Origin of the sequence: Piscinibacter gummiphilus (genome assembly GCF_032681285.1) — a bacterium.
GTDB lineage: Bacteria > Pseudomonadota > Gammaproteobacteria > Burkholderiales > Burkholderiaceae_C > Rhizobacter > Rhizobacter gummiphilus_A.
Window position 1 is genome coordinate 4,147,053 of sequence record NZ_CP136336.1, and the last position, 15,230, is coordinate 4,162,282.

Genomic DNA, 15,230 nt, shown 5'->3' on the forward strand with positions numbered 1-15,230 from the left:
GCCCCCCGCAGAGCCGCCCCGCGGCGCGCTGCGGCGCACGCTCGACCGGCTGTACGGCAGCGCCGCGGTGCTCGCGGCGCTGTGCATGGTGGCCTTGCTCGTGATGGTGCTGCTGTCGATCGCGGGCCGCCAGCTTGGCTTCAACATCGCCGGCAGCGACGCCTACGCCGGCTACTTCATGGCCGGCGCCGGCTTCCTGGCGCTGGCGCACACGCTCAAGCGCGGCGAGCACATCCGCGTCACGCTGGTGCTCGGCCGCCTGGCCGGGCCATGGCGGCGGCGCCTGGAGCTTTTCGCGCTGTCGCTGTCGACGCTGCTCGCCGCCCTCTTCGCCTACTACGGCTGCCGGCTGGCCTGGGTATCGTTCCAGCTGCACGACATCTCCACCAGCGCCGACGCCACGCCCCTGTGGCTGCCCCAGCTCTCGATGGCCGCGGGCACGCTGGTGCTGGCCGTGGCCTGCCTCGACGAACTGGTGCTCGAACTGACGGGCACACGCGTCGCACCCACAACCGGCGAGGAGCCCTTGCGCAATGAATGACCTCGCCATCACCGCCTTGCTGCTGGTGTCGCTCTTTCTCATCCTCGGTAGCGGCGTGTGGATCGGCCTCGCGCTCTCGGGCGTGGCCTGGATCGGCATGCAGGTCTTCAGCTCACGCCCGGCCGGCGACGCGATGGCCGTCACCATCTGGGGCACCGCGTCGAGCTGGACGCTTACCGCGCTGCCGCTCTTCATCTGGATGGGCGAGATCCTCTTCCGCACCCGCGTGAGCCAGGACATGTTCCGCGGCCTCGCCCCGTGGATGCAGTCCCTGCCGGGCCGGCTGCTGCACACCAACGTGGCGGGCTGCACGCTCTTTGCGGCCGTCTCGGGCTCGAGCGCCGCCACCTGCGCCACCATCGGCAAGATGAGCCTGCCCGAGCTCGCGCGGCGCGGCTACCCCGAGACGATGGCGCTCGGCTCGCTGGCCGGGGCCGGCACGCTCGGGCTGCTGATCCCGCCGTCGATCATCATGATCGTCTACGGCGTCTCGGCCGACGTGTCGATCTCACGCCTCTTCATCGCCGGCGTGATCCCGGGCGTGGTGCTCGCGCTCATCTTCTCGGGCTACATCGCGCTGTGGTCGTGGCGCCACCCGGGTCTCGTCCCGCCGGCCGACGCGCCCATGCCCTGGCGCGAGCGCTGGGCCGCCTCGCGCGGGCTCGTTCCCGTGATGCTGCTGATCGCAGGCGTGCTGGGCTCCATCTACTCCGGCATCGCCACCGCCACCGAGGCGGCCAGCCTCGGCGTGGTGGGCTCGCTCCTCATCTCGGCCGCGCAGGGCTCGCTCAACTGGCCCACGTTCCGCGACTCGCTGCTGGGCGGCACCCGGCTCTACTGCATGATCGCGCTCATCCTCGCGGGGGCAGCCTTCCTCACGCTCTCGATGGGCTACATCGGGCTGCCGCGCCACCTGGCCGAATGGATAGGGGGCATGCAGCTGAGCCCGCTCGCGTTGCTGGCCGCGCTCACGCTCTTCTACATCGTGCTCGGCTGCTTCCTCGACGGCATCTCGATGGTGGTGCTCACGATGGGCGTCGTGCTGCCCACCATCCAGAAGGCCGGCATCGACCTGCTCTGGTTCGGCATCTTCATCGTCATCGTGGTCGAGATGGCGCAGGTCACGCCGCCGGTGGGCTTCAACCTCTTCGTGCTGCAGGGCATGACCGGCCGCGGCATCGGCTACATCGCCCGCGCCACGTTCCCCTTCTTCCTGCTGATGGTGCTGATGCTGGTGCTGCTGTACCTATTCCCGCAGATGGTGAGCTTCCTGCCGACGCAGATGCGCGGCTGAGGCGCCCACTCCCGGCACCAGGCCGGTGGCGGCCTCGAATCGCCGGCCGAGGGCGCGCAGCGCACCGTCGTGCCCTGCCCGGCCCACGAGCGAAATGCCGAACGGCAAGCCGTCGGGCCGCATCGCGGCCGGCAACGCCAATGCGCACAGGTCGAGCGGGCCGACGCCGTAGGTGTAGTGGCCGACCTCGGCATTGCGCACGATCGGCTCGGCCAGCATCTCGTCCACACGGAACGGCCGCGCCACGGTGGGGGTGACCACGACATCGATGCCAGTCAGCAGGCGCTTGGCCTGCTGCCGCAGCGCCTGCAGGCGGTACTGGGCCTGGAAGGCATCGACGGCGCTATACCCGCGCGCGCGCCGCAGGATGCTTTCCACCGCGGGCACCAGCGCATGCGGCAGACGCTCCAGCACCTCCCCGTAGCTTGCGCTTCGCTCGGCCACGAGCGCGCTCTCGAAGACCAGCGCGCCGGCCTCGTGAAAGAGCGAGAAGTCGATCTCGCAGCGCTCGCCGCCGATACGCTCAAGCCGCAGCAGCGCCGCTTCGAAACAGGCGGGCGATTGCATGTCACCGAAGAACTCGAGCCGGCGCGGCACGGCGAAGCGGAAACGCGCCGGCTCGGGTGCATCGAGCGCGATGCCGTCGGCGTCGGCCCGGCTCAAGGGATCGTGCGCGTCGAAACCGGCGATCGCCTCCAGCACCATGAACGCATCATCGACCGTGTGCGCGAAGACCGGCATGCAGTCGAACAGGCGGTTGTTGTAGACCATGCCCCGGCTGCTGACGAGGCCGATGGTGGGGCGCACACCCACGATGTTGTTCATCGCCGCCGGCACCCGCCCGGAGCCTCCGGTGTCCGAGCCGAGCGAGAAGCTCACGAGGCCCGCCGCCACCGCCACGCCAGAGCCGGAACTCGACCCGCCGGGAATGACCGCAGGGTCGAACACGTTCAGGCAATGGCCGCCCGTCGTGCGTGTGCCGTTGAGCCCGGTGGCGAACTGGTCGAGCGTCTGCTTGCCGATGAAGAGGGCGCCGGCGTCGATCGCACGCTGCACCGCGGCAGCGCTGTGCTGCGGCAGGCGGCCGTAGCCCTCGCAGCCGCAGGTGGTGGGCAGGCCTTCCACGTCGACGTTGTCCTTCACGCCGAACGGCAGGCCATAGAGCGGCAGCCGTGCCATCTCGCCACGCCGCTCCGCGAGGCGGCGCGCTTGAGCTCGCACGGCCTCGGGGTCGGCGCGGCTCACCCACACATGGTCATCATCGCGCGCTTCGATGCGGCGTAGCACCTCGTCGGCCACCGTAAGCGGCGACAACGCACCGCGGCGATAGGCGGACTGCAGCGTCGTGCAATCGAGCGGAAGGTTTGCAGCATCAGTCACGTCGAACTCCTGGCCTTGGGCGGGGTGCTGAGCGGCTTCGGCACATCGCGGGCCACCTGCAGGTGGTATTGGTAGGCGTCGCCGTTGTTGAAGAGGTGCTCGCAGGCGAGGGGCTGGCCGTCGAGGTCGGTGGTCAGGCGGTCGACATACAGCACCGCGGAGCCGAGTGCCACGCCCAGGTGCTCCACCAGCGCTTCGTCGGCCAGGCGCGCGCCGATGAGCAGGTCGGCATGGCCGAGCGACAGGCCGTAGTCGTGCTCCAGGATCAGGAAGATGTCGCGCGAGGCCAGGTCTTCCGCAGCCAGGCGCCTGCCGAGCGTGGTGGAGAAGTAGCTCACGTCAAGCGAGACCGGAGTGCCGCTGAGGTAGCGCACGCGCCGGATCTCCGACACCTTGCTGCGCATCGTCACGCCCAGCCGCTGCGCCACCGCCTGCGGCGGCTTGACCTCGCGAACGCTCAGCAGGCGGCTCGCCGTCTCGTGCCCGAGCGGCCGCATGGCTTCGCCGAAGCTCTGCAGGCGTGCCAGATCCTGCGTGACCTGCGGCCGGCGCACGAAAGTACCCCGGCCCTGCAGCCGCTGCACCAGGCCTTCGTTCTCGAGGTCGAGCAGCGCGCGCCGCACGGTGATGCGGCTGACCTCGTACAAGGAGGTGAGGTCGTTCTCCGACGGAAGCTGCTGCTCGGGCGTGTAGACGCCTTCGAGAATGCGCGTCCGCAGCGACTCGCGCACCTGGGCGTGGTACGGCAGCGGCGCCGCGGCGTCCACGCGGCGGCGTTTGAGTGAGGATCTCGAGTTCAGTGCCTGCCCTCCCAGTGAACCAGTTTCTTGCCGGCCGCGGCCAGTGCACGGTCGCTCACCAGCCCGATGAGGCCGATGATCGCAATGCCGGCGAACACATGCGTGGTGCGAAAGAAGTTGCTCGCGTCGAGCACGATGAAGCCAAGCCCGCGGTCGCCGCCCAGCAGCTCCGACGCCACCAGGATCGACAACGCCGTGCCCAGCGCCACGCGCAGCCCGGTCATGATCTGCGGCAGCGCCGAGGGCAGCACGACGTGGCGGAATACCTGCAGGCGCGAGGCGCCCAACGTGTGTGCTGCGCGCAGCACGTCCTGGGCGCAACCGGCGGCGCCGGCCTGCGCATTGATCATCATGATGAGGAAGACCGCCACGAGGATCAGCAGGATCTTCGACGTCTCGCCGATGCCGAACCACAGGATGAAGAGCGGGATCAGCCCGAGCGGCGGAATCGGCCGCACCAGTTCCGCCGGCACCAGCCACACCGCATCCACCGCCGCCACGCGGCCGCGCAGCATGCCCACGGCGATGCCCAGAAGCGACCCCGCCACGAAGGCGATGCCCACCCGCATCAGGCTCGCGCCGACGTGGGTGAGCAGGCCCACGCCGGAATAGCCCTGCAGCGCCATCTCCTGCAGCGTGGAGAGCACGGCCAGCGGGCCGGGCAACAGCACGCTGCGGATCCAGCCCATGCTGGTGGCGGCGATCCAGAGCACGAGCAGCATCAGCGGCGAGAGCACCGCGAGCGTGAGGTAGGCGGCGCGCCGCCGCGTGAGGTCTCGTGAGGTCATGGGCGTGCCTCCTGCGCAGGCGGCTGCCGCATCGCGCGGTAGACCCGCTCGCGCACGGCGAGGAATTCGGGGTGAAGGCGGTTTTCAGGCAGGTCGCGCGGCAGGGGCAGCGTGACCGGGAATTCGTCGAAGGCGCCGAGCCGGTCCTTGAGCATCAGCAGAATGCGGCTGCCCAGGAAGACCGCCTCGTCGATGCTGTGGGTGACGAAGAGGATGGTGCAGCCGGTGGAGGCCTGGATGCGCAGGATCTCTTCCTGCAGCGCCTCGCGCGTTTGCACGTCGACCGCTGCGAAGGGCTCGTCCATCAGCATCACGCTCGGGCCGGCGGCCAGCACCCGCGCGAGCCCGCAGCGCTGGCGCATGCCGCCGGAGAGCTGATAGGGGTACGACTTCTCGAAGCCCCCGAGGCCCACCAGCCGTGCCATGCGCTGCGCCACGTCGCGCTGCACGTCGCGCGGGCGGCCGGCGCAGCGCAGGCTGAAGGCGATGTTGTCTTCGACCGTCATCCAGTCGAAGAGCGCATACGACTGGAACACAACGCCCCGGTCGGGGCCGGGCCCGGCGATCTCGCGTCCGTTGCACAGCGCCACGCCGCTCGTGGGCTGCAGGAATCCGGCAACGATGTTGAGCAAGGAGGTCTTGCCGCACCCCGACGGCCCGAGCAGCGCCACGGTCTCGCCGGCGCTCACGCTGAAGCTCAGGTCGCGCAGCACCGGCCGGTCGTCGTAGTGCAGGCCGACACGATCGAAGCGCAGCACCTCGCGCGGCGGCGCCGCCAGCTTGGGCTGCCGTTGCAGCAGTGTCGAGACGGGCCTGTCCATCACCGCTCCAGGGTTTCGCCGCCGAGGAGCCGCAGCAGCGCGAGCGCCATCACCTGCGCGGCCGGCACCGCCTTCGGGGTGTGGATGTACTCGTTGGTGGGCGGCCAGCCGTCTTCTCCCGGCCCGAAGGTCACCGACGGAATGCCGGCATGCGAGAAGCGGATGGTGTCGCAGTAGGCGTTCTTGCGGTAGTAGACCGGCGCGCAGCCCATCATCTGCCGGTAGGCGCGCGTGAGCGAAGCCACGGGCTCGGCATCCTCCGCGACCTCCTGCGTGGCAGGTACGAACAGCGAGCCTGGCACCTGGCGCACGCTGGCCTTGAGCGTGGGGTCGGCTTCGGCCAGGCGGTCGAGCTCGGCCTGCACGTCGCCCAGGATCGACTCGATGCTCATGCCTGGCACGAGGCCCACCGCCGCAGCGATGGCGGTGCACGTGGCCGGAGTGAACTGCATCTCGCGTGGCTCGCCGGCGCGCAGTCGGGTGAAGCACAACATCGGTGGCGTGCCGCCGTAGAGCCGCGGTGTCGTGTGGCTCAGCGACAGGCGCTCCAGCGCGGCCACCACAGACGCCATCTTGCTGATGGCATTGACGCCGGTGTCCGGCCGCCAGAGGTGCGACTTGGTGCCCTCGGTGCGCACTTCGAGCAGGCAGTTGCCGGAATGCGCCACCGCCACGCCTACGCCCCAGTCGTCGGGCCCACGCGTCCAGCCGCTCGGCTCGGCGGTGATCTCGTAGTCGCCGCGCACGCCCAGCTCGTCGAGCAGGTAGATGGCGCCATTCGGCCCGTGCTTCTCTTCATCGACGGTGTAGATGCATTTGAGCGTGCCTCGCAGCGCCACGCCGGCATCCTTGAGCGCCTTGACCGCGAGCAGCGTGCACGCGAGGTTGCCGCGGGTGTCGGAGGTGCCGCGCGCATAGAGCCGCTCGCCGTCGACGGTGGGCGCGTAGGGGTTGCCGCCGGTGGCCGTCCAGCCCGTCGGGTCGCCGGCGGGGTAGACGTCGAGGTGGTCGTTGAGGATGACGACCGGCCCCGGCGCCTCGCCTTCCCAGGTGCCGATCACGTTGGGGCGCCCGGGTTGCTTGGCATGCAGAGACACCGCGAGGCCGAGCCCGCGCAGCTTGTCGGCCACGCACAGCGCAATGCGCTCCTCCGAGCCCGAGGGCATGTCGGGGTCGAGCGGATTTTCCGAATCGGGCTGGCCGGTGGTGACCAGCTCGCGCGTCAGCGCCAGCCAGGCGTCGTGATGAATGCTGTCGACAATGCGTCGCTGCAGCGGCGAGAGGGCGGGAGTGGAGGTGTCCATGTCGAGGCTTGGGGTGGTGTTCACGATCGCGTCGCGGGTCATGGCTTCTCCGCCCGCAGGAAGTCCTGGATCGGGCGCGTGTTGAAGATCGGCGCCCAGTTGGCGGGTGTGGCGCTGATGCGCTTCTCGGCGACGAGGAATGCACCGATGGCCTGCAGGTGCTTCATCAGGCGAGAGTCGAGCTCCTTCCCCGGCGGGCCCATGAAGTCGGCGGTCAGCAACTGCTCGAAGCTCGGGTGGCTGGCCGTCTGCCGCGCGATGAGGGCGTCGAACTCCTGCGCCGACTGGCCCACACGCTTGGCTTCGTACTGCCGTACCTCGCTCGGGTTGGCCACGTAGGTCTTCTGCGCTTCGCGCCATGTCTTGAGGAAGCCCTGCACCGCGGCCGGGCTGTCTTTCGTGAAGGCCTGCCGTGCGACCCAGATGCCGCCGGTGATCATGCCCAGGCTGCGCGTCGTCGCGATGGGGCGTGCGCCGGCCTTTTCCATCAGACCCACGTTGGGCTCCCAGGTCAGGGCGGCGTCCACCTGCCCAGCTACATAAGCGGGCGGCATGTTGGCCGGCGAGAGGTTGACGATGGTGACCTCGTCCTGCCTGAGTCCGGCCTGCGACAGCGCGCGCAACAAGTGGTTGTGGCTGGTCGAGCCCACCGACACCGCCACCTTCTTGCCCTTCAGGTCGGCCACCGTCTGGATGCCGGCAGCCGGGTTCACCACCAGGCGCACGTTGGTGAAGTCCAGGCGCTCCATCATCAGGATCTCGATGGGCATGCCGTTGGAAAAGCCGGTGACGGCGGGAAATTCACCCATCCACGCCAGGTCGATCTCGCCCGCCGCCAGGGCCGGCAGCATCGCAGGCCCTGCGGGGAAGGGCGTGAGCTTCACCTCGACGCCGTTGCGGGCGAACTGCCCGGTCTGCGCCGCGTACATGAGCAGCGTGTTGATGTCGCCGGTCTGGAACCCGACACGCACGGTCGTGGCCTGGGCACTGGTGACGAGACTCACCAGCAGGATGAACAGGAATCGCAACATGTCGAACCTCCAGCGCGGGGTCACCGCCGCTTGTTATAACAACCGACATATAGCGAGTTCCGTGCCTGGGAAATCCGGTGAGAAAGGCCTCCCCGTGCCCGAAAGCGGGGTGGATTCGCACCCTCATGGCGGCATCGCACCGGAACGGGGTCGGGGTTCGTGGACTGCGACCGGAAATGCCCTTCTATTCACCGCATGCCCACGGGGCCGGCTGCCTACCATGCGTGAGCGGGAAAGCGTCCCGCGTCTTTGCCGTGGCCGCCGGGAACCCGTCATGTCCGACCTCTCCGACTTCGTGAACATGGAATTCGCCACCGACGGCGCCCCGGCCTCGCTGCCGCCACGTGTGGCCGAGCCGTCGGAGAAAACCCGCCATGCGGCCTTCCTCTGGCCCACGCCACCCTTCGCCGCCTACCCCGATGCGGCCGAGCAGAACCAGGCGCAGGGCTGCGAATTCGTCGGCACCAACGGCAAGGCCGTGGCCGGCCGCCTGATCTTCTTCGTGCCCGACGACCAGGTGGCGCACGTGCAGGTGCCGCCGGCGCGCACGACGATGCCGCTGCGCTTCCACCAGTTCCGCTCGTTGCGCGTGATGGAGCCGCTCAAGCCCATCACCACCGCCCTGCTCACCCACGAGAAACACGCTGCCATGCTGGAGCAGCGCCCGCGCAGCAGCTACAAGGTGCTGCTGGCCGATGGCGCGGCCATCGAAGGCACGACCATCGGCCATGTGGAGAGCGATCACGGCCTCTTCCTCTTCCCGCCGGTCGACGACAAGGGCTCGGTGCAGCGCCTCTTCATCCCGAAGGCCGGCTACACCGGCTTCGAGATCGGCCCGCGCATCGGCGAGTTGCTGGTCGAGCAGAAGGCGGCCACGCCGCAGCAGGTCGAGCAGGCGGTCGACCGGCAGCAGCAGATGCGCCACCAGAAGCTCGGCGACATCCTCCTCGAGCGGCAGGTCGTCACACCGCAGCAGCTCATGGCCGCCATCGAGAAGCAGGCCAAGATGCCCATGGTCAAGATCGGCGAGGCGCTCACCTCGCTCGGCATGGTGTCGCAGGCGCAGCTCGACGATGCGCTCGCGCAGCAGCAGCAAGACCGCAGCGTGCCGCTCGGCGAGCTGCTGGTGAAGATGGGCATCGTCTCGCGCGAAGATTTGCAGACGGCGCTCGCCCGCAAGATGGGCTACCCGCTCGTCAACCTCGACGCTTTCCCCTTCGAGGAAGACGCGCTCAGGAAGCTCCCCTTTTCGGTGGCCATGCGCCTGCAGGTGATGCCGCTGATGCTGCGCGAGGGGCGGCTGGTGATCGCGCTCGACGACCCGGTGCGCCGCCGCGCCATCGTCGACGAGATCGAGTTCATCACGCAGATGAAGTGCGTCGCGGTGCTCGCGCAATGCGCGCGCCTGGACGACGTGCTCAACACCGCCTACGAGAAGATCGGCGCGGCCATCCCGCTGCGCTTCGCGAGCATCGACTCGGCCGACCCGATCCCCTTCGACCTGCAGGGCACCGACAAGCTCGTCGAGACGCTGGAGCGCGAAGACCTCGAAGCGCTCGCCCCCACCGACGACCGCCAGATCGAGCAGAGCGACAACTCGCTCGTCAAGCTCATCAACAACATGATCATCGAGGCGCACCAGGACGGCGTCTCCGACATCCACGTGGAGAGCTACCCCGGCCGCGACAAGATCAAGATCCGCTTCCGCAAGGACGGCCTGCTGCGCACGCATCTGGAGCTGCCGCCCAACTACCGCAATGCGGTGATCGCGCGCATCAAGATCATGTGCGACCTCGACATCTCCGAGAAGCGCAAGCCGCAGGACGGCAAGATCAACTTCGCCAAATTCAGCGCGCAGCACAAGATCGAGCTGCGCGTGGCGACCATCCCCACCAACAATGGCCTGGAAGACGTCGTGATGCGCATCCTGGCCTCGGCCAAGCCCATCCCGCTCGACAACCTCGGCCTCGCACCTTGGAACCTGCAGCAGCTCAAAGAGGTGATGGAGCGCCCCTACGGCATGGTGCTCTGCGTGGGGCCCACCGGCTCGGGCAAGACCACCACGCTGCACTCGGCGCTCTCGCACATCAACGTGCCCGAACGCAAGATCTGGACGGCCGAGGACCCGGTCGAAATCACCCAGCCCGGCCTGCGCCAGGTGCAGGTCAATCCGAAGATCGACTGGACGTTCGCGAAGGCGCTGCGCGCCTTCCTGCGCGCCGACCCCGACGTGATCATGGTCGGCGAAATGCGCGACGAAGAGACCGCGCAGATGGCCATCGAGGCCTCGCTCACCGGCCACTTGGTGCTCTCCACGCTGCACACCAACAGTGCCCCCGAGACGGTCACGCGTCTGCTGGACATGGGCCTGGACCCGTTCAACTTCGCCGACTCGCTGCTCGGCGTGCTGGCCCAGCGCCTCGTGCGCAAGCTCTGCAACCACTGCCGCGTCTCGCGCCCGCTGGGCGACAACGAGGTCAACGAGTTGCTCGACGACTACCTGCACGTGTGCCCGCCCGACCATGACACGCTCAACCGCAAGTCTCTGCTGGCGGACTGGTCCGAGCGCTTCGGCCGCAACGGCCAGCTCGTGCACTTCCACAGCCCCGGCTGCGAGCACTGCGGCCACACCGGCTACAAGGGCCGCGCCGGCCTGCACGAGCTGATGGTCGTGAGCCGCGAATTGCGCCGCCTGGTGCAGACCGGCTCGCGCGCCGAAGAGTTGCAGCGCACGGCCATGGCCGAGGGCATGCGCACGCTGCGGCAAGATGGCATCGAGAAGGTGCTGCAGGGCGTGACCAGCCTCGCCGAAGTGCGCGCCACCAGCAACGCCTGATTCGGCGTGGCGCAGGGCGCCCGGGGCCTAGGGTCCACCCGTAGGCAGCCTTTCCCCTGCGTGACAGACGTTGTACCGAAGAGGCGCAGAATGGGTGCGCCCGAGCCGGCGCCCACCCCACTGGCACGCCCCGGCCTCGCTGAGGAGACTTCATGGACCGTCACGCAACGGCAGCACTGGCGCCTGGTGCGAGAACCTTCGATCTGGCCGTCGGGCCGGAGCATGTCCACACCATCCAGCAGTCGCACGACCGATGCCGGGCCCTGGGCCTCACCGAAGACTCGGTGCCCGAACTCCACCCGCTGTCGGCCTACGGCACGCGCCTGATGCGCGAGCCGCACCAGCGCCTGCTGGAGCACGCCACGCCGGTGATGGAGATGCTCTTCGAGCAGATCGTCTCGACCAAGAGCGCCGTGGCGCTCACCGACACCGACGGCAGCATCCTGCAGGCGGTGGGCGACGACAGTTTCCTCGAGCGGCTGCAGCAGATCGCCCTTGCACCGGGCGTGAACTGGTCGGAAGCCTCGAAGGGCACCAATGCGGTCGGCACCGCGCTCTTCACCGAGGCGCCGACGCTCGTGCACGGCAGCGAGCACTTCCTCGCCGCCAACCGATTCCTCACTTGCTCGGCCTCGCCGATCTTCGACCACACCGGCCGGATGATCGGCGTGCTCGACGTGAGCGGGCACCAATCGTCGTACCACCCGCACACGCTCGCAATGGTCACGATGTCGGCGCGCATGATCGAGAACCAATGGTTCAACGACAAGTTCCGCCACGGCCTGCGCCTGCACTTCCATCCGCAGCAGCGCATGCTCGGCACCATGCGCGAGGCGATGATCGCGCTGGCGCCCGACGGCAGCATCCTCGGCGTCAACCGCGCAGCGCTCGAGCACCTCGGGCTCAACATGCCGGCGCTGCGCCGGCTCGGGCTCGAGGCCGTCTTCGGCACCCGCGTGGCCCAGATCGCCGACCACTGCCGCCACCGGGCCGACGAGCCGATGACGCTCTTCGTGCAGCACGGCGACCGCGCCGGCACGCCGGTCTACGCCCGTGCCCTCTTCAACTGGCCGACGCTCTGGCCCAACGTGTCGCTCGCCACCGGCGTGGCGGTGCCGCGCGAGCCGGCCGCACCCGAGGCCGTGCCGGCAGGCCCCGCCATCGCGCCGCTGGCCGCGGCGCTGGCGACGCCCACCGAGCCTGCCTCGGCACCGGCCACGCTGCATGCCCAGGAGATGGCCGCCATCCGCCAGGCGGTCGACGCCGCAGGCGGCAACATCTCGCGCGCCGCACGCCAGCTCGGCGTGGCCCGCAACACGATCTACCGCAAGCTGCGCGCCGCAGCCGCAGAGACGGCGGGGTGATCGTGCGGCCCGGCTGGGCCGGCGCAAGGTGCGCCGCTAAGATCGCCGGATGACCGACCCGCTGCCGAGCACCCCCGCCTACGCGCCCCACGCGCCGGCGGTGGCCCGCACCTCGGCGGCCCTCGCCGCGCGGCCCGACCTGGTCGTCTGCCATGAGTGCGATGCGGTGCACGAGCGCATCGAGCTCGCCCGCGGCACCATCGCCCGCTGCCAGCGCTGCAACGCCCTGCTCGGCCGCGGCCACGTGATCGGCACCGAGAAGCTCCTCGCCTTCGCCGTCGCCTCGCTGCTGCTCATCCTCATCGGCAACAGCGCGCCCATCGTCACGCTCGATTTCCAGGGCGTGGTGAGCCAGGCCACGCTGCCCCAGGCCATCGAGGCCACCTGGGCGGCGGGCCAGCCCTTCGTGGCGGTGCTCACCGCGGCCACGGCGCTCGTCTTCCCGCTGGTCTTCACCATCCTGCGCCTGTACCTGCTGGGCTCGCTGGTGCGCGGCATCGTGCCGCGCGGCTTCGTGCCGGCCATGCACATGCTCGTCTTCGTCACGCGCTGGGGCATGCCCGAGGTGTTCATGCTGGGCACGCTCGTCGCGGTGGTGCGCTGCGCCTCGCTCACGAGCGCCACGCCGGGCATCGGGCTCTTCGCCTACGGCGCCGTCACGCTGCTCATCACCGCCATCACCGCGGCCGGCACGCACACGCTGTGGAAGCGCAGCGGCGAGATCGGGGGCATGGCATGAGCGATGCCGCCGTGCACACCGGTTCGCAGATGAAGCTCTACGGCTGCCCCACTTGCGGCCGCGTCTCGCAGCTGCTGCGCCCGCCGGCGGGCGATGCGCCCCTGCTCTGCCCGCGCTGCGCCACCCCGCTGCACCATCGCCGCCCGCGCAGCCTGCAGCGCACCTGGGCCTACCTGATCGCCGCGAGCATCCTCTACATCCCGGCCAACCTGCTGCCCATCATGTCGACGAGCAACGTGTTCGAGGGCGAGACGCTGCACACCATCCTCGGCGGCATCGAGGAGCTGCGCCACGGTGGCGACTGGATGCTGGCCCTGATCGTCTTCATCGCGAGCATCGCGGTACCGCTCTTGAAGATCGGCGCGCTCTTGGTGCTCGCCATCACCGCACAACGCCGCTCGCGCTGGAAGCAGGTCGAGCGGGCGCAGCTCTACCGGATGATCGAAGCGGTGGGCCACTGGTCGATGCTCGACGTCTTCGTGGTCGTGCTGCTCGTGGGCACCATCCGCTTCGGCGCGCTGGGCGGGGTGATGCCGGAACCTGGATTGCTGGCCTTCGGTGCGGTGGTGGTGCTCACCATGCTCGCCGCTGGCAGTTTCGACCCCCGATTGATCTGGCCTGAAGAAGAAGACAAAGACCGCCCCTCATGAGCGAAGACACCCTCGGCTCCACGCCTCCGCCGCCACCCACGCCCCCCGAACCGCCGGTGCGCCCGCCGACGCCGGTCACGCGCAAGTGGCATGGGCCGTCGCTCGTGTGGCTGGTGCCCATCGTGGCACTGGCGGTGGGCGTGGCGCTGCTGATCCGCGCGGTGCTGTCCACCGGCCCGCAGGTGACGATCGACTTCCACTCCGCCAGCGGCCTGCGCCCCGGCAAGACCGAGGTGCGCTACAAGGAAGTGGTGGTCGGCCGGGTCGAGGCCGTCACCCTCAGCGAGAAGCGCGACCACGTGCAGGTGACGGTGCGGCTCGACCGCTCGGTCTCCAACATCGCCGTCGAAGACACCCGCTTCTGGGTCGTGCGCCCGCGCATCGACACCGCGGGCGTGAGCGGCATCGAGACGCTCTTTTCCGGCGCCTACATCGGTGTCGACGCCGGCGAGTCGACCAAGCAGAAGCGCCACTTCACCGGCCTGGAGAACCCGCCCTTCGTCCTGCGCGGCGAGCCCGGCCGCGGCTTCGTGCTGCGCACCGAAGACCTGGGCTCGCTCGACGTGGGCTCGCCCATCCTCTACAAGCGCAACCGCGTGGGCCGCGTGGTGGGCTACAACCTCGACCCGCTGATCGACGAGCTCTCGGTGCAGATCTTCATTGAGGCGCCGTACGACAAGCTCGTCAACAGCCAGACGCGCTTCTGGAATGCAAGCGGCGTCGAGGTCTCGCTCAACAGCAGCGGCCTCAAGGTCGACACGCAGACCCTGGCCTCGGTGATCTCGGGTGGCATCTCGTTCGAGCGCCCGCAGGGCACGCAGGGCCTGCCGCCCGCCTCCGACGGCAGCCGCTTCAAGCTCTTCTCCGACCGCAAATCGGCGCTCGCCCCGCCCGACGGCCCGCCGCTGCGCGTGCGCATGGTGTTCGACCAGTCGGTGCGCGGGCTCGACATCGATGCGCCCGTCGACTTCCTCGGCATCGAGATCGGCGTGATCCGCGCCATCCGGCTCGACTACGACGGCAAGCGCAAGCGCTTCCCCGTGGAAGTGGAAGCCGAGATCTACCCGACGCGGCTCGGCGCGGTGCGCGACTCCATGCGCCAGGATGGCGACGACGACAAGCGCCGCGACACCACCCTGCTGCAGCGCCTGGTGCAAAACGGCCTGCGCGCGCAGGCCCGCACCGGCAACCTGCTGACCGGCCAGATGTACGTGGCGCTCGACTTCCCCGGCAAGGTGCAGAAGGCCGAGCTCGACACCTCCACCGCCATCCCCGCCATCCCGACCGTGCCCGGCACGCTGGCCGACGTGCAGCCGCAAATCGCCGAGATCGTGGCCAAGGTCAACAAGGTGCCGTTCGACGAGATCGGCCGCAACCTCAACGAAACCCTGGCGCAGGCGAACCAGGCGATCTCGCAGCTTCGGCCCGAGGCGCAGGCCTCGCTCGCCGAGGTGCGGCGCACGCTGCAGTCGGTGCAGGAGACGCTGCAACGCGCCGACCGCAGCCTGCTCGACCCGAGTGCGCCGATCCAGCGCAATGCCGAGCAGACCCTGCAAGACCTGCAGCGTGCCGCGCAGTCGCTGCGCGTGCTCACCGACTACCTGCAACGCCACCCGGAATCGCTGCTGCGCGGCAAGCCCGACGACGCCAAGATCCCGGCCTCACCCGAGCGACGCTGAACG

At 69.4% G+C, this 15,230-nt stretch carries 13 protein-coding genes; 7 read left to right on the forward strand and 6 right to left on the reverse strand.

The genetic code is table 11. The annotated features are described in order from the left end of the window. The first annotated feature begins 28 nt into the window (after positions 1-28). Complete coding sequence (locus tag RXV79_RS19535) at positions 29-541, forward strand: TRAP transporter small permease (RefSeq protein WP_316704157.1); 513 nt, start codon at positions 29-31, stop codon at positions 539-541. Further along, positions 534-1,835, forward strand: coding sequence for a TRAP transporter large permease (locus RXV79_RS19540; RefSeq protein WP_316699776.1), 1,302 nt, complete (start codon positions 534-536; stop codon positions 1,833-1,835). The genes RXV79_RS19535 and RXV79_RS19540 overlap by 8 nt, the downstream gene beginning before the upstream one ends. Here the strand turns inward: RXV79_RS19540 and RXV79_RS19545 are convergent. The 6 genes from RXV79_RS19545 to RXV79_RS19570 are packed head-to-tail and all read right to left on the reverse strand — an operon-like array spanning position 1,788 to position 7,959. After that, positions 1,788-3,215: an allophanate hydrolase gene (locus RXV79_RS19545; RefSeq protein WP_316699777.1), complete on the reverse strand. Its 1,428-nt coding sequence runs from the start codon at positions 3,213-3,215 to the stop codon at positions 1,788-1,790. The genes RXV79_RS19540 and RXV79_RS19545 overlap by 48 nt on opposite strands. Further along, positions 3,212-3,982: a GntR family transcriptional regulator gene (locus tag RXV79_RS19550; RefSeq protein WP_316699778.1), complete on the reverse strand. Its 771-nt coding sequence runs from the start codon at positions 3,980-3,982 to the stop codon at positions 3,212-3,214. Before RXV79_RS19550 ends, RXV79_RS19545 begins: the two co-directional genes overlap by 4 nt. 29 nt (positions 3,983-4,011) lie before the next feature. Next, the gene (locus RXV79_RS19555) at positions 4,012-4,803 is read right to left on the reverse strand and encodes an ABC transporter permease (RefSeq protein WP_316699779.1); all 792 of its coding nucleotides are present in this window, start codon (positions 4,801-4,803) and stop codon (positions 4,012-4,014) included. Continuing rightward, positions 4,800-5,624, reverse strand: coding sequence for an ABC transporter ATP-binding protein (locus RXV79_RS19560; protein ID WP_316699780.1), 825 nt, complete (start codon positions 5,622-5,624; stop codon positions 4,800-4,802). The genes RXV79_RS19555 and RXV79_RS19560 overlap by 4 nt, the downstream gene beginning before the upstream one ends. After that, positions 5,624-6,970 carry a M20 family metallopeptidase gene (locus tag RXV79_RS19565; protein ID WP_316699781.1) on the reverse strand — a complete coding sequence of 449 codons (1,347 nt, stop codon included), beginning with the start codon at positions 6,968-6,970 and terminating at the stop codon, positions 5,624-5,626. Before RXV79_RS19565 ends, RXV79_RS19560 begins: the two co-directional genes overlap by 1 nt. After that, the gene (locus RXV79_RS19570; RefSeq protein ID WP_316699782.1) at positions 6,967-7,959 is read right to left on the reverse strand and encodes a taurine ABC transporter substrate-binding protein; all 993 of its coding nucleotides are present in this window, start codon (positions 7,957-7,959) and stop codon (positions 6,967-6,969) included. The genes RXV79_RS19565 and RXV79_RS19570 overlap by 4 nt, the downstream gene beginning before the upstream one ends. Positions 7,960-8,233: 274 nt before the next feature. On the opposite strand from RXV79_RS19570, the gene RXV79_RS19575 reads away from it, so the two are divergent. The 5 genes from RXV79_RS19575 to RXV79_RS19595 all read left to right on the forward strand — a co-directional run bounded on the left by RXV79_RS19575 (position 8,234) and on the right by RXV79_RS19595 (position 15,227). Further along, on the forward strand, positions 8,234-10,795 hold the full coding sequence (locus tag RXV79_RS19575; protein ID WP_413816635.1) for a GspE/PulE family protein: 2,562 nt from the start codon (positions 8,234-8,236) through the stop codon (positions 10,793-10,795). A gap of 152 nt (positions 10,796-10,947) precedes the next feature. Beyond that, the gene (locus tag RXV79_RS19580) at positions 10,948-12,159 is read left to right on the forward strand and encodes a sigma-54-dependent Fis family transcriptional regulator (protein ID WP_316699783.1); all 1,212 of its coding nucleotides are present in this window, start codon (positions 10,948-10,950) and stop codon (positions 12,157-12,159) included. Between the two features lie 49 nt (positions 12,160-12,208). Next, the gene (locus tag RXV79_RS19585; protein ID WP_316699784.1) at positions 12,209-12,898 is read left to right on the forward strand and encodes a paraquat-inducible protein A; all 690 of its coding nucleotides are present in this window, start codon (positions 12,209-12,211) and stop codon (positions 12,896-12,898) included. Next, positions 12,895-13,548: a paraquat-inducible protein A gene (locus RXV79_RS19590; RefSeq protein ID WP_316699785.1), complete on the forward strand. Its 654-nt coding sequence runs from the start codon at positions 12,895-12,897 to the stop codon at positions 13,546-13,548. Before RXV79_RS19585 ends, RXV79_RS19590 begins: the two co-directional genes overlap by 4 nt. Continuing rightward, a complete protein-coding gene (locus tag RXV79_RS19595; RefSeq protein WP_316699786.1) occupies positions 13,545-15,227 on the forward strand; it encodes a PqiB family protein in 1,683 nt (560 codons plus the stop codon). The genes RXV79_RS19590 and RXV79_RS19595 overlap by 4 nt, the downstream gene beginning before the upstream one ends. Positions 15,228-15,230 lie beyond the last annotated feature (3 nt).